The following is a 13,502-nucleotide window of genomic DNA, read 5'->3' on the forward strand; positions in this document are numbered from 1 at the left end:
GCCAGACGAGAAACCGCCCACTGGGCGGTTTTTCTTCGTCAGACGATGGCACGCACAATTCAGGAGCTGGAAGATGCGCAATTTCTTTGTCCGGCTGCGTGACCGCACCCGCTGGAGCTGGCAGGGACTGGCAGCGACGTTCCGAGAAGAGTATTCGTTTCGGACCTGGGTCTGGGCCAACGTGATCTCGGCGGTGCTGGCGATCTGGTTGCCCGTTGATGGGGGTCTTCGGGCGTTGATCCTTGTTCTGGGTCTGCTGGTTCTCGTGGCCGAACTGTTCAACACCGCAATCGAGCGCGCAGTTGACCATACCTCGACCGACCATCACACGTTGGCGGGGCAAGCCAAAGATGCCGCAAGTGCTGCGGTTGCTTTGACCGCCATCGCTGCGGGCGTGGCATGGGCCGCAGCGTTGCTCAGCCTGATCTGATCGAAGCTATGCGCCGCCGGACAGGCGGCCCCAAAGGTCGTACTCGCCCGCCTCGTCAACCTCGACCGTCACGATGTCTCCGGGGTTCAACCCTTCAAAGCCCTCGTCAATGAACAGGTTGCCGTCGATTTCGGGCGCATCTGACTTTGTGCGGCAAGTTGCGGCCTCAGCATCGACCTCATCGACGACGACCTGCAGGGTCTGGCCGACCTTGGCCGCCAGTTTGGCCTCGGAAATGGCCTGCGCCTTTTCCATGAAACGCTCCCACCGGTCCTGTTTGATTTCGGCCGGGACGTGATCGGGCAGATCGTTCGACCGCGCGCCGTCGACGTTTTCGTACTGAAAACAGCCGACGCGATCCAACTGCGCCTCATCCATCCAATCCAACAGGGTCTGAAATTCAGCATCGGTCTCGCCGGGGTAGCCCACGATGAAGGTCGAGCGCAGGGTGATGTCCGGGCACACCTCGCGCCATGCGGCGATTTCATCCAGCGTCTTCGCTGCGGCCGCAGGGCGGGCCATGCGTTTCAAGACATCCGGATGAGCGTGCTGGAACGGGATATCCAGATAGGGCAGAACATTGCATCCGGCATCCGCCATCAGTGGGATCAACTCGCGCACATGGGGGTAGGGATAGACGTAATGGAGACGCACCCAAGCGTCGAACTGGCCCAGCTCACGCGCCAAACCTGTGATGTGGCTACGCACCTCACGGTCTTTCCACGGGTTCACATCGTACTTGCGATCCAATCCATAGGCCGAAGTATCCTGCGAGATCACCAGCAATTCGCGCACGCCGTTTTCGACCAGCTTCTCGGCCTCACGCAGAACTGCATGGGCTGGACGGCTGGCCAGTTTACCGCGCATGTCCGGGATGATGCAGAACTTGCACTTGTGGTTACAGCCCTCGGATATCTTGAGATAGCTGTAATGGCGCGGTGTCAGCTTGACGCCCGAAGCTGGTAACAGATCGACGAACGGATCGGGATCGGGCGGCACGGCGGTGTGTACCGCGTCCAGCACCTGTTCATATTGATGCGGCCCGGTAACAGCCAGAATGCGGGGGTGATGTTCGCGGATGTAATCCGGTTCTGCCCCAAGACAGCCTGTCACGATGACCTTGCCGTTTTCGACCAAAGCCTCGCCGATCGCGTCCAGCGATTCGGCTTTGGCGCTGTCGAGAAATCCGCAGGTGTTCACGATCACGGCATCCGCCCCTGCGTAGTCAGGTGAGATGCCGTACCCTTCTGCCCGCAGGCGGGTCAAAATACGCTCGCTGTCGACCAGAGCCTTGGGACAACCAAGGGACACCATACCAAGGGTGGCCTGGCCGCGGCGCGGCGCATCGGTGATCCGGGCGGCAGGTGCCAGATCGGGTCGGAGGTTCGGCGGGTTCGTACTCATGGCCGGGCATATAGTGGGGAAAGCTTCCCCTTGCAAATGTCGCGCTCTGGGCCGACCCTGAACAGGAGCAGAAAAGCCGAAAAGGCAGGTGGCGGATATGAAGTGGCTGATACGACTCCTATTCATTCTTGTTGCGGTGTTTGGACTGGTCATCGGTGCCTTGCTGCTGATGCCCGCCGACAAGCTGGGCAAGATCCTTGCAGAACAGGTCAAGGCGCAGACCGGACGCGATCTGACGCTGTCAGGTGAAGTCAAGCTCTCCATCTGGCCCGTACTGGGAATGGAAACCGGACCTGTGACTTTTGGCAACGCATCCTGGGCCGGGCCGGAACCGATGCTGAGTGCACAGAGCCTTTCGGTCGGCGTTGATGCATCGGCGCTGCTGTCCGGTGAAATGCGGATCAAGCGTGTTGTCGCCGACAATCCCGTTCTGCGGCTTGAGGTGTCGGACGGGCGCGGGAACTGGGTGCTGGGCAATCCGACGTCCGGCACGGCGGCAACGTCGGGCGGAACCTCCGCACCTGCAGCTGAAAGCAAGCCGGTTACGCTGGACCGGTTGGAACTGTCCGACGCCAAGCTGATCTACATCGAAAACGGCGCCACCAGCATGGATTTTGCCGAGGTCGATCTGTTTGCCAGCTGGCCCGACGTGTCTTCGCCGATGGAGATGCAGGCGCAGATGCCAGTTACCGGAGGCACGGTGCAGGTGGATATGACGATCCCGGACCTGCCGGCGTTCTCATCAGGCGTCGTGACGCCTTTGCAGGTGTCTCTTCTTGCACCGGGTGGAAGTGTCGAGTTTTCGGGCCGTGTAAATCTTGCCGGCGAAATGGACGGCAAGATGACCGTTACCGCCAAAGACACGCATAAGATGCTTGCGGCTTTCGGGCAGGGTGGCGTCAGCGTTCCCCAAGGGTTGGGCCGGGTCGCAAAGGTCGACGGCCAAATGACCTATACGCGAGAGGGGCGCATTGCGCTGCGGGAAATGACAGCGCAACTGGATCACAACCGTCTGACGGGAGAGGCCGACATTGTCATTGCGGATCCGCCGCAGGTCACCGCGCGCCTTGATGCGGGGGACCTTGATTTGTCGCGCGTCGCTGATAGCGAAAGCTCTGGTACTGGCTCGGGTGGCGGCGCTTCCGGTGCCAGCGCTCCGGATGGATGGTCGAAAGACCCTATTGATGCCTCAGCGCTGGCGCTGGCAAATGCGTCAATCCGGTTACGTGCGGATTCGATCGCAGTGCCAGACATGACGCTTGGAAAAAGTGATCTTACGCTGTCTCTGGACCGATCGCGCGCGGTTCTGAAAATGCATCCCGCGACGCTGTTTTCCGGTCAGTTGAACGGTCAGGTCGTGGCGAACAACCGCAATGGGTTGTCGGTCGGCGGTGATCTGACGGCCAAAGACATCGATCTGAAACAGGCGCTGGAAACATTGGGAGACATCAAGCGGCTGTCTGGCAAAGCCTCTGGGTCTTTGCAGTTTCTGGGCGTTGGCCAGACCGAGGATCAGATCATGCGGTCCCTCAGTGGCAAGGGGGATATTGCGGTGGGCAAGGGCGTGATCTCGGGGTTTAACCTTGACCGACTGATGGGCCGGGGCGGCGGGTCGGGCGGAACAACCGTGTTCAACAGCCTGACGGCCAGCTTCACGATGACAGATGGCGATCTGAAGAATGATGATCTGCTGATGAAGCTGGACAATTTCCGGGCCGACGGCAAAGGCCGCGTTGGGATCGGTAAGCGCGACATCGACTATCTGTTCACGCCTGTCGCATTGCGCGTCAATTCGGGCGAGGGCATCTCGGTTCCGGTGCGCATCAAGGGACCGTGGAGCGACCCTTCGATCAAGCCAGATCTGACCAAAGTGATCGAAGCGGCAGCTGAGGGTAAGGTCAAAGAACTGGAAGATGACGCCAAACAGAAGGTTCTGAAAAAGGTCGGGAAGGAATTGGACACAACAATCACTGACAGTGATCAGATCGAGGATGCGCTGAAAAACAAGCTTGAAGACGAGGCCAAGAAAGGGCTGCTGAAACTGTTTGGCGGCGATTGAAGGGGCGCGTGGGTTGCGCCCCGGCCTGTTCAGATCGTCTGGTCGTAGTCACCGACACCGGGTTCGGTGCGGATGACAGCATCGATATCGGCAAAGATGGCGCGCATTTCCTGCTCGCTTTCGCTGCTTTCGCAGACCACCACAAGATTGGGCGTGTTCGAGGATGCGCGCACCAGACCCCAGCTGCCATTGTCCAGGATGACCCGCGCGCCGTTGACGGTCACGACCTCTTTGATGGTGCGCCCGGCAAAACTCTCTCCGGCCTCTGCCTTGGCAACCAGCTTGTCGACCAGCCGTTGCAGAATGTCATACTTTTCGGTGTCCGAGGCATAGGGTGACATGGTTGGGGTCGACCACGTTTTCGGCAGGGCTTTGCGCAGATCAGACATGCTCTGATCCGGGTTGCGGTCCATCAGTTTGCAAATCTCGACCGCCACGCGCATTCCGCAGTCGTAGCCGCGCCCGATGGGTTCGGCCAGAAAGTAGTGACCGGACTTTTCAAAGCCCGCCAATGCGCCGATTTCCTTGACCCGTCGCTTCATATGGCTATGACCGGTTTTCCAGTAATCCGCCGTGACGCCCTGTGCCTGCAGTTCTGGGTCGCTGGCGAACAGCCCGGTGGATTTCACGTCCGCCACAAAGGTTGCACCTGGATGCAGTTTGGACAGATCGCGGGCCATGATGACGCCAACCTTGTCGGCAAAGATTTCTTCGCCCTCGTCATCGACAACGCCGCAACGATCGCCGTCGCCATCAAATCCCAGCGCCAGATCGGCACCGCTGGATTTGACCGTATCTGCCATGTCATGCAGCATTTCCATCGCTTCGGGGTTCGGGTTGTAGTTAGGGAATGTATAGTCCAGCCGGTTGTGGCTAGGTACAACCTCAACGCCCATACGTTCGAAAATCTCGGGCGCAAAGGCCGACGCGGTTCCGTTGCCTGTGGCGCAGACAACCTTGAGGGGCCGGGTCATTTTGAAGTCACCGACCAGATCGTCGATATAGGCGTCCTTCACCCCATCAACGAATTCATAAGATCCGCCCTCGCGTGCGACACCTTCGCCGTTCAGGACGATGTCGCGCAGCTCGGACATCTCATCCGGGCCGTGGGTTAGCGGACGCTCGAAACCCATCTTGACCCCGGTCCAACCATTCGGGTTGTGGCTGGCGGTCACCATGGCGACGGCAGGCACATCCAGATGGAACTGAGCGAAATACGCCATCGGGCTGAGCGCGGGGCCAATGTCCTTGACCTGAATGCCCGCTTGCATCAGCCCAAGGATCAGCGCGTTCTTAACGGATAGCGAATAATCACGATAGTCGTTTGCAACCGCGATCACCGGTGCAATGCCGCGCTTGTGCATCTGGGTTCCAAGCCCCAGACCCAGCGCAGTCATGCCGGGCAGGTTGATCTCATCCGGGTATTTCCATCGGGCATCATATTCACGAAAGCCGGTGGGCTTGATCATGGGGTCACGCAGGAAATTCCAGGTGTTCGGGGTCACCTCGGGGGCTGGTTTGGTCATAACAATTCTCGGTCGTTAAATCTGAACAGGATTGGCTTTCGCCAGCGCATCAAAGCGCATCAATGTGTCAATCAGTTGGCCCATTTGGTCCAGCGGGATCATATTTGGCCCGTCCGACGGGGCGGTGTCGGGGTCCTGATGCGTCTCGATAAATACGGCCCCGACGCCCAGCGATACCGCCGCGCGCGCCATGACCGGAGCGAACTCGCGCTGCCCGCCCGACGATCCACCTTGGCCGCCCGGTTGTTGCACCGAATGGGTCGCGTCCATAACCACCGGGTAACCGGTCTTGGCCATCTGCGGCAAAGACCGCATATCCGCCACCAGCGTGTTGTAGCCGAACGAGGTTCCACGCTCGGTCAGAAGGATGTTCTGATTGCCGGTGCTTTCGATCTTGGTGACGATGTTTGGCATCTCCCACGGGGAAAGGAACTGCCCCTTTTTCACGTTCACCGCTTTACCGGTGCTTCCAGCGGCCAGCAGCATATCTGTCTGGCGGCACAGGAACGCAGGGATTTGCAGGATATCCACGGCTTCAGCGGCGATGGCACATTGTGCTTCGGTATGAACATCGGTCAGGACCGGGATGCCCATACCCGTACGGATATCATCGAGAACCTTGAGGCCCGCATCGATCCCCATGCCGCGCTTGCCGGAAAGTGAGGTGCGATTGGCTTTGTCATATGAAGCCTTGAAAACATACTGCGCGCCTACGGCCTCGCAGGCTTCTTTCATTGCGCCCGCGATCATCTGCGCGTGATCTGCTGTTTCAAGCTGGCAAGGACCGGCAATGACGGTCAGCGGAAGATCGTTGCCGACGGTGATGTCGGCGATTTTTACATGTTTCATGGGTCTTTACGAGGATACCTGTTCACGAAGGACCGACGCGGTAAGCGAGATCATCAGGTAGATACCAGCAAACAACAGGAAAGCCAAAATCGTATTTTCGAACTTGCGCGGATAGGTGGGCGACTGACTGGCAACGGGGTTCACCGAGACGGTCAGATAGCGCACCTTGCGGTTCGCTTCGGTCCGCGTGGTTTCCACTTGCTGCATTGCCGATTGCAGCATCATGTCCCGCGCAGCAAGGTCCGCCTGCGCCATCTGAATCCGGACGTTCAGGCGCGCCAGCGAGTTTTCGCCGGCAGAGACATCCAGCATTTCGGCATTCAATTCTGCCAGAACCGCCTCGAGGCGTTCAATATCGGCACGAACACCATCCACCTTGGCCTGATTGGGCCGCAGATTGTCCAACAAAGCCGCCAGTTGCAGCTCTTTGTCCTGAAGCTGAAGCTCGAACTGGTCGATACGGGTCCGCAGGCTGAGAATCACGCTTTGCGGGTCCAGCACCGCGCCTTGCAGTTGCAACTCGATCAGGTCCTCCTGCGCCTGTTTGCGCGCGGCCTGCGCATTTTCAAAGCTGTTGAGCGCCTCGCGCATCTGATCCTCGCGTTTCAGCTCGGACAGGTTGTTGATGGTTTCTTCTGCGTATTGGATCAGGCGTTGCGAAACCTCGACCGAATAGTCCGGGTCTGGCGTCGCCACCTCCATACGGACGATGCCGTCCGAAGGGTCATATCCGATGGTGACCACTTTCTTATAAAGCTTGTATTCTTCTTCGAGCGTCGCGTCGGGCGACAGGCGCTGGATCGGGTCGATCCAAGATTGTTTGAACACATCCTTGAACCCAAGGTCACCGTTCAGCCGTTGGAGCGCATCCTTGGACTCCAGAAACTCCTGACTGGCAACTGAGTCCTGCGCCGTCGCATATTGGGTGCCGGATAGAAACCCGCCAATCGCGCCTGCCGCCCCATCCGCCTGAAGAATCGAAAAGGCTGAAGAGCTGGCATACATTGGGGTCGCCACGCGATAGAAGTAATAGCCGACAACAAGGGTGGGCAGAAAAACAAACACCGCCAGTCGCGCGAACATGGCAAACAGTTTGCGCTTGCGCCGCCGGGCGATGTCCTTCTGGATCTGGCCGATCTCGAATTCCCGGCGCTGGCTTGGGGTCAGTTCGGGGCCGGGCAGATTTTTGGGCGCATCACCCATCGTCTGCGGCAATTGTACTTTAACCTTTGCCGCGTCCGACTTGGGTTGGTCATTGGCTGCCAGATCCAGAAGGTTCGCCCGCTGAAACGGATCAATGCCCTTTTGCCGCAACAGGCGCACCGCGTCATAGTCCGAGGTGGCCGGCAACCCGTTCTTTTGCGCCAGCCGCCGTGCGACGCGTAATTGTCGCCCAGTCAGACCTTCGCGTTTGATTGCGTCGATATCGGTCGCGGGGCTGACCTCTTGCGGCTGGTCCTGATCCTGGGTTGCACGCCTGATCCGGGCAATTGCGTCGGAACGCGCCTCAGCCGTGCCTTCACCGCTGGGCGAGCGATTGGGATTGTATTTTCTAGCCTTGGGTTTGGTAGTCATAGAGCTGCTTCGCCTCTTCCAAGGAATCAAACATATACAATTGCCCGTCCAGCAAAACGGCTGCCTGACGGGCAAATTTTTCCAGAACCGAGGGGTTGTGGGACACCAGTACCAATGTTGTTGTGCGCAGCCGTTCCCGCAGGATGTCGCCCGCCTTTTTGTTGAATTCGACATCTGTAGTCGACGGCATTCCTTCGTCAATCAGGTACATGTCGAAATCCAGCGCCAGCATAAGCGCAAACGTGAACCGGGCTCGCATCCCTGACGAGTATGTGCCCAGCGGTTGATCGAAATACTCACCCAGATTGCACAGCCACTTGCAATACGCTTCGACGTAATCAGGGTCCATGCCGTAGATATTCGCGATATAGCGCGCGTTTTCCAGCGCGGACAGACGTTTAGCGACGCCACCCGTAAAGCCCATCGGAAAGGACACGCGACAATCGCGGCGGATCACGCCTTCATCCGGTTTTTCCAGACCGGCCATCATGTTGATCAGCGTCGTCTTTCCTGTACCGTTCGGGGCCAGCACACCCAGCGAGGTGCCAAGTTCGACGCGAAACGAGACCCGGTCCAGAATCACCTTGCGGCGCGTTCCGGTCCAGAAGGACTTGCTGACATTCTCAAATTCCAGCATGCGAGGCCTGTATTTCTTTGTTTTGCGTCGGTTTGAAGACGTGGGTTCTACCGATCCATGTTGGCTACATTATGTCGAATTATGAAACAAATGATCAATGCGCGTCCGCAAGCCATCAGGCAGGTGTGATCTCGGGATGGTTCTGGACCCAGTCGTCTGGGGTTATATGTTCATCCGATAGCCGATGGAACGCGCGACCGAGACATGACCAACCTGATCAAAGCCATTGAATCCTGCCGGATCTGCGAAGACCGGTTCGCCCGGACCGCAACAGCGCATCAGCCGCGGCCGGTTGTCTGGTTTCGACCCGGCGCGCGTCTGCTAATTGCCGGGCAGGCACCTGGGGCGCGCGTGCACGAGTCTGGTCGGCCCTTCACCGATCCCTCCGGGGATCGGCTGCGCGACTGGCTTGGTTTGACCGAGCAGACTTTTTACGACCTTTCCGTTGTATCAGTCGTCCCGATGGCATTTTGCTTTCCCGGCTACAACGACCGAAAGGCCGACTTGCCGCCGCCTGCGGTTTGCCGCCGAACCTGGCATGACAAGGTGATGGCCACGTTGGGCGAGGTGCCCTTGACCGTCCTGGTCGGCGGGCACGCGCATACCTATCATCTCGGCTCCAAAACATCGGTAACGGAGACAGTGCGGAACTGGCGGGACCATGCGCCGCGGGTCTTTGCCTTGCCTCATCCGTCCTGGCGCAATACGGCTTGGCTGAAGAAAAACCCCTGGTTCGAGGCCGGCCTGTTGCCGGTTCTGCGGGCCCGGGTGCAAGAGGTGCTGAATGACTGACACAACCGCATTGGACAGGGCGCATGCTGCGATGGAAGCTGTGCCGCAAGACGACGCCGCGCGGTTGCGGTTTTTCGAGCGCCTGGCAGATTCCGAGCTGTTTTTGATGCTGAGCGAAGAGGCGCGGGACGAAAACATCTCGCCAGAATTGTTCGAAGTGGCGGATGGACGGTTCGTTCTGGCCTTTGATCGTGAAGAACGTCTGGCGCAATTTGCCGGACGTCCTGTACCCTACGTTGCTTTGTCGGGCCGGGTGTTGTCTTCGATGTTGTCAGGGCAAGCGGTCGGGCTGGGCCTGAACCTTGAAGTGGCGCCGTCATCGATGCTGATCCCGTCCGAGGCGCTGGGCTGGCTGTCGGAAACACTGCAACACGGGCCAGAAGAGGTGCAGCAAGAGTTCGCCGCGTTTCTGCCACCGGCGGGTTTGCCGGAAACCTTGCTGAAGGCTTTGGACGCCAAATTGGCGACAGCAGCAGGATTGGCCGCTGCGGCTTTTCTTGTGGGAACCAAATCCAAGTCCGGCGGACAAGGCCACCTGTTGGGGTTTGTGGACACGGTCGAGGGCGCAGAACCGGCTTTGGCCCGCGCCCTATCCGAGGCGCTTACGTTCTCTGGGATAGAAGCTGGCGCGCTGGATGTGGGGTTCTTTGCGGCAGACGACCCTGCAGCACAGGCTCTGGCTCGGGTCGGTTTGCGGTTTGATCTGCCGCAGCCACATGCACCAGCGATGGAAAGGGCCGCCCCGGGCAGTGATCCCGCGCGGCCCCCAATTCTAAAATAGAAATTCCGGCTGCTTAGTCCGCGGGCTCAAGCTTGTCCTGGGTGCGGGTCTCAAAGTCACTGGCATCGTGGCGTTCATGCAGTTGGGTGTGCAGCTCGCCAAACGGCCGGTTGACCATGCGTCCACGCTGAACTGTCGGACGGGCGTCGGTGGTCTTGGCCCACCGCATAACGTTCTTGTACGATTCGACTTCCAGAAATTCTGCCGCCTCATAAAGACGGCCCAGAACCAATTGCCCGTACCAGGGCCAGATGGCGATATCAGCGATCGTATACTCGTCACCTGCGATATAGGTCTTGTTTTCCAGTTCCCGATCCAGGACGTGCAATTGGCGTTTGGCTTCCATGGCAAATCGATCAATCGGATATTGCCATTTTTCCGGTGCGTAGGCGTAGAAATGGCCAAACCCGCCACCCAGATAGGGCGCGCTGCCCATCTGCCAGAACACCCAATTCATCACTTCGGTGCGTTCCGGGCCCGCTTCGGGCAGGAGCGCGCCAAACTTTTCTGCCAAATGAAACAGGATCGAGGCGCTTTCGAATACCCGGACCGGGTTTTCGCCTGACCGGTCCCACAACGCGGGAATCTTCGAGTTCGGGTTGGCATCGACAAAGCCCGAGCCAAATTGATCGCCCTCACCGATGTTGATAAGCCAGGCGTTGTATTCGGCCTCGGAATGACCCAAGGCCAGCAACTCCTCGAGCATGATGGTTACTTTGACCCCGTTGGGTGTCGCCAGCGAATAAAGCTGAAGCGGGTGCTTCCCAACCGGCAGATCCTTGTCATGCGTCGCCCCGGCGATCGGCCGGTTGATATTGGCAAACTGCCCACCGCTTTCGCTGTCCCAGGTCCAGACCTTCGGAGGGGTGTAGGTGGATTGATCGCTCATGTCCTGCATTCCTTATCAAAGCCCGGTCAGCGGGCGGCTGTTCTGACAGCTAATATTGCAATCGGCAAAGTCCAACCCCTGATGATCGACGGGTTTTGTAACAATCCGGCCCTTTCGCCCTCACGTTTGCTGTTTGATGGTCACAGGGGCGCGAGGTGCACTTCGCGTATCCTCAGAATCACCTATTGTCTGATCAGACCCGCAGTTCGGGCACCCTGAAACCGTAAGGATACGAAGGATTACCACATGAAACGCTTTGCGCTGACCACCGCATTCGCCCTTGCATTTGCTGCACCCGTTTTCGCTGGGGACCAATATGTCGATGGAACCGGATTTGCAGTCTCGGGCTACGATGTCGTCTCGTATCGCAGTCTGGATCAGTCAGCGATTGGCCAGTCGCAGCCTGCGCCAGTGCGCGGTCGTGCGGACATCACTGCCGACTACAACGGCGCCACCTGGGCTTTTGCCAGTGAAGAAAACCGTGACAAGTTCCTTGAAAACCCAGCCTTCTACGCCCCCCAGTATGACGGTCACTGCGCCTATGGCGTCTCAAAGGGTGGCAAGGTTCCGGCCAATCCAAACCTGTGGCGAATTGTTGATGACAAGCTGTATCTGAACATCACTGATGTGGTTGTTGGATTCTGGGAAGAGGACGTGCCCGGCAACATCAATCTGGCCGAAGGCAACTGGCCTGGTATTGAATCGGATGCCGCATCGACCAGTGTGATCCCGAAATTTACCTCGGAAGGTCCGATCTCGAACTAATCGGGACGGATAGTATGAAAGCCCGGTCCCAATTCGGCCGGGCTTTTGTCTGGCGTATGGCCATATCTACGAGGCGAGCCAGAACGCGTCACGCATGCTCTGATCCGCTTCGAACCGGATTTTGACACTCTTGGCCCCGGGGAATTTCCGCTCGCGGATGGTGTCGGGGACGATGACTTCGCCCGGACCTGCGTTCTTGGACTGGAACGACAGGATTTCGGGGTCGGACTTTCGACCACTGGCCAGGACCGACGTGGGCAAAGCCACGCGGTTCGAACCCTCGCAGACTGGCGTTGTGACAAAATACGTCAATTCTCGCCCGAAACATCCGATGGCGTCCGGCACGTGATCCGCAATATCTGAGTCGACGGCACCCAGAGCGTCGTCCTGATTGCCCCGCATGTGGCACAGCGCCTGATCCGGGCGCAGCATGCCGCGGCAAATTTCGATTTCTGATGCGGCCAGATCGATCAATCGCTTTTTCAGTGTCGGACGCTTCGGTGTGGCCGGACCGTCTGGGCCTGTCGTTGTCAGACCCTCTTTGCGCAGAAAATCATACGCGGTCTTGGCCTTCGAGAAATCGGAATAATCCCCACCGGTGTGGTCGGGATGTGCATGAAAGGCGATGTCGCGCCAGGCATTGCGAATGTCTCTGGCCGTAGCGCCTTGGGATAGCCCGAGGGCGTGCAGGGCCTCGGCCCGTGCATTTACTTTGTTTACTGGTTCCATAACTCGGAAAACTCTTCAAAACTTAACCAAGGCCAGTTTGCCATCGGTCACATTTTTGTCAAATTTTTCCGTGTATTGGCAGTGGTTTGGCGCACAGTCGCTACGCCAAACCCGGATTGTTGCGAAAGTCGAATCCCAAGGCGTCAGGCAACGTTCTGCAATGCGGTGCGCGGCGTGATCCCCAACGCAAAGCACACGTCACGGGTCAGTTCCGGGCGGTTAAGCGTGTAAAAGTGCAGCTTGTCCACGCCACCGTCGATCAGGTCGGAACACAACTCGGTGCAGAGCGCTGTTGCCAACAGCTCTTCGCGGTCGTCGCGCAGTGCCTTCTCAAACGCTTGCTCGACCCAGTCCGGTATGCGCGTCCCGCAGCGCCGTGCAAAGTTCCGCGCACCTTTCCAATTTTCGATGGGCAGTATGCCCGGGACGATCGGCTTGTCGATCCCAGCTTTGGCGCAGGCGTCGCGAAAGCGGAAGAAAGTCTCGGCCTCGAAAAAGAACTGCGTCAGCGCCTCGTCCGCACCGGCGTCCAATTTAGCCTTGAGCCAATCAATATCCGTGCGCGCGTTTTGAGCTTCGGGGTGGATGTCAGGGTATGCGCCAACGCGGATATTGAACATCTCGGTCTCGGCCAGCGCCGAAATCAGCTCGACAGAATTGGCGAAACCGTCCGGGTGCGGCTCAAAGCGGTCGGTTCCTTTCGGGGGATCGCCCCGCAAGGCAACAATGTTCTCGACCCCGGCGCGCGCAAAACTATCGGCGATATCCAGGGTTTCCTGACGCGACGCATCCACGCAAGTCAGATGCGCCGCCACCTTGAGACCAGATGATTTGTGCAAAGTCGCAACCGCATCGCGAGTCAGTTCACGCGTTGTTCCACCCGCACCGTACGTCACCGACACAAACCGGGGTTCCAGCGGCGCGAGTGTCTGAACCGTATCCCAAAGCCGGAAAGATGCCTCAAGCGTCTGGGGCGGAAAGAACTCAAAGGATATCTCGGGCTGGGTCATCATGGCCTCTCGGGTTGTCGTTTGTGCCCTTGTGCCATGTCTGGCAATGTGAGACA

13 protein-coding genes are annotated in these 13,502 nt (G+C 58.6%); 5 read left to right on the plus strand and 8 right to left on the minus strand.

The window, feature by feature from the left end:
- The first annotated feature begins 73 nt into the window (after nt 1-73).
- The gene (locus tag ACR0JA_RS08370) at nt 74-430 is read left to right on the plus strand and encodes a diacylglycerol kinase (RefSeq protein ID WP_480572690.1); all 357 of its coding nucleotides are present in this window, start codon (nt 74-76) and stop codon (nt 428-430) included.
- 6 nt (nt 431-436) lie between these two features.
- On the opposite strand, the gene rimO is transcribed toward ACR0JA_RS08370, so the two are convergent.
- The gene (gene rimO, locus ACR0JA_RS08375; RefSeq protein ID WP_480572692.1) at nt 437-1,834 is read right to left on the minus strand and encodes a 30S ribosomal protein S12 methylthiotransferase RimO; all 1,398 of its coding nucleotides are present in this window, start codon (nt 1,832-1,834) and stop codon (nt 437-439) included.
- 97 nt (nt 1,835-1,931) lie between these two features.
- Here rimO and ACR0JA_RS08380 point away from each other — a divergent pair, with 97 nt between their 5' ends.
- Nucleotides 1,932-3,893: an AsmA family protein gene (locus ACR0JA_RS08380; protein ID WP_480572694.1), complete on the plus strand. Its 1,962-nt coding sequence runs from the start codon at nt 1,932-1,934 to the stop codon at nt 3,891-3,893.
- A gap of 29 nt (nt 3,894-3,922) precedes the next feature.
- Here the strand turns inward: ACR0JA_RS08380 and ACR0JA_RS08385 are convergent, their stop codons facing one another.
- From ACR0JA_RS08385 to ACR0JA_RS08400, 4 genes are read right to left on the minus strand one after another with little or no spacing between them, the layout of a single operon-like run.
- A complete protein-coding gene (locus ACR0JA_RS08385; protein ID WP_480572696.1) occupies nt 3,923-5,419 on the minus strand; it encodes a phosphomannomutase/phosphoglucomutase in 1,497 nt (498 codons plus the stop codon).
- Nucleotides 5,420-5,434: 15 nt separating this feature from the next.
- A complete protein-coding gene (gene kdsA / locus ACR0JA_RS08390; RefSeq protein WP_480572698.1) occupies nt 5,435-6,268 on the minus strand; it encodes a 3-deoxy-8-phosphooctulonate synthase in 834 nt (277 codons plus the stop codon).
- A gap of 6 nt (nt 6,269-6,274) precedes the next feature.
- Complete coding sequence (locus tag ACR0JA_RS08395) at nt 6,275-7,843, minus strand: KpsE/RkpR family capsule polysaccharide export protein (protein ID WP_480572700.1); 1,569 nt, start codon at nt 7,841-7,843, stop codon at nt 6,275-6,277.
- Nucleotides 7,821-8,480, minus strand: coding sequence for an ABC transporter ATP-binding protein (locus tag ACR0JA_RS08400; RefSeq protein ID WP_480572702.1), 660 nt, complete (start codon nt 8,478-8,480; stop codon nt 7,821-7,823). Before ACR0JA_RS08400 ends, ACR0JA_RS08395 begins: the two co-directional genes overlap by 23 nt.
- A 204-nt stretch (nt 8,481-8,684) precedes the next feature.
- On the opposite strand from ACR0JA_RS08400, the gene ACR0JA_RS08405 reads away from it, so the two are divergent.
- Nucleotides 8,685-9,272, plus strand: a complete 588-nt coding sequence (locus tag ACR0JA_RS08405) for a uracil-DNA glycosylase family protein (RefSeq protein WP_480572704.1) — start codon at nt 8,685-8,687, stop codon at nt 9,270-9,272.
- Nucleotides 9,265-10,053 carry an SseB family protein gene (locus ACR0JA_RS08410; protein WP_480572706.1) on the plus strand — a complete coding sequence of 263 codons (789 nt, stop codon included), beginning with the start codon at nt 9,265-9,267 and terminating at the stop codon, nt 10,051-10,053. Before ACR0JA_RS08405 ends, ACR0JA_RS08410 begins: the two co-directional genes overlap by 8 nt.
- 13 nt (nt 10,054-10,066) lie before the next feature.
- On the opposite strand, the gene yghU is transcribed toward ACR0JA_RS08410, so the two are convergent.
- Nucleotides 10,067-10,942 carry a glutathione-dependent disulfide-bond oxidoreductase gene (yghU, locus tag ACR0JA_RS08415; protein WP_480572708.1) on the minus strand — a complete coding sequence of 292 codons (876 nt, stop codon included), beginning with the start codon at nt 10,940-10,942 and terminating at the stop codon, nt 10,067-10,069.
- Between the two features lie 246 nt (nt 10,943-11,188).
- On the opposite strand from yghU, the gene ACR0JA_RS08420 reads away from it, so the two are divergent.
- On the plus strand, nt 11,189-11,707 hold the full coding sequence (locus tag ACR0JA_RS08420; RefSeq protein ID WP_480572709.1) for a YHS domain-containing (seleno)protein: 519 nt from the start codon (nt 11,189-11,191) through the stop codon (nt 11,705-11,707).
- A 66-nt stretch (nt 11,708-11,773) separates the two neighbouring features.
- On the opposite strand, the gene ACR0JA_RS08425 is transcribed toward ACR0JA_RS08420, so the two are convergent.
- Entirely contained in the window at nt 11,774-12,436 is a 663-nt protein-coding gene (locus ACR0JA_RS08425; protein ID WP_480572711.1) for a J domain-containing protein, read from the minus strand.
- 143 nt (nt 12,437-12,579) lie between these two features.
- A complete protein-coding gene (metF, locus tag ACR0JA_RS08430) occupies nt 12,580-13,446 on the minus strand; it encodes a methylenetetrahydrofolate reductase [NAD(P)H] (RefSeq protein WP_480572713.1) in 867 nt (288 codons plus the stop codon).
- Nucleotides 13,447-13,502: the final 56 nt, after the last annotated feature.

Source organism: Ruegeria sp. AM4, assembly GCF_056540665.1.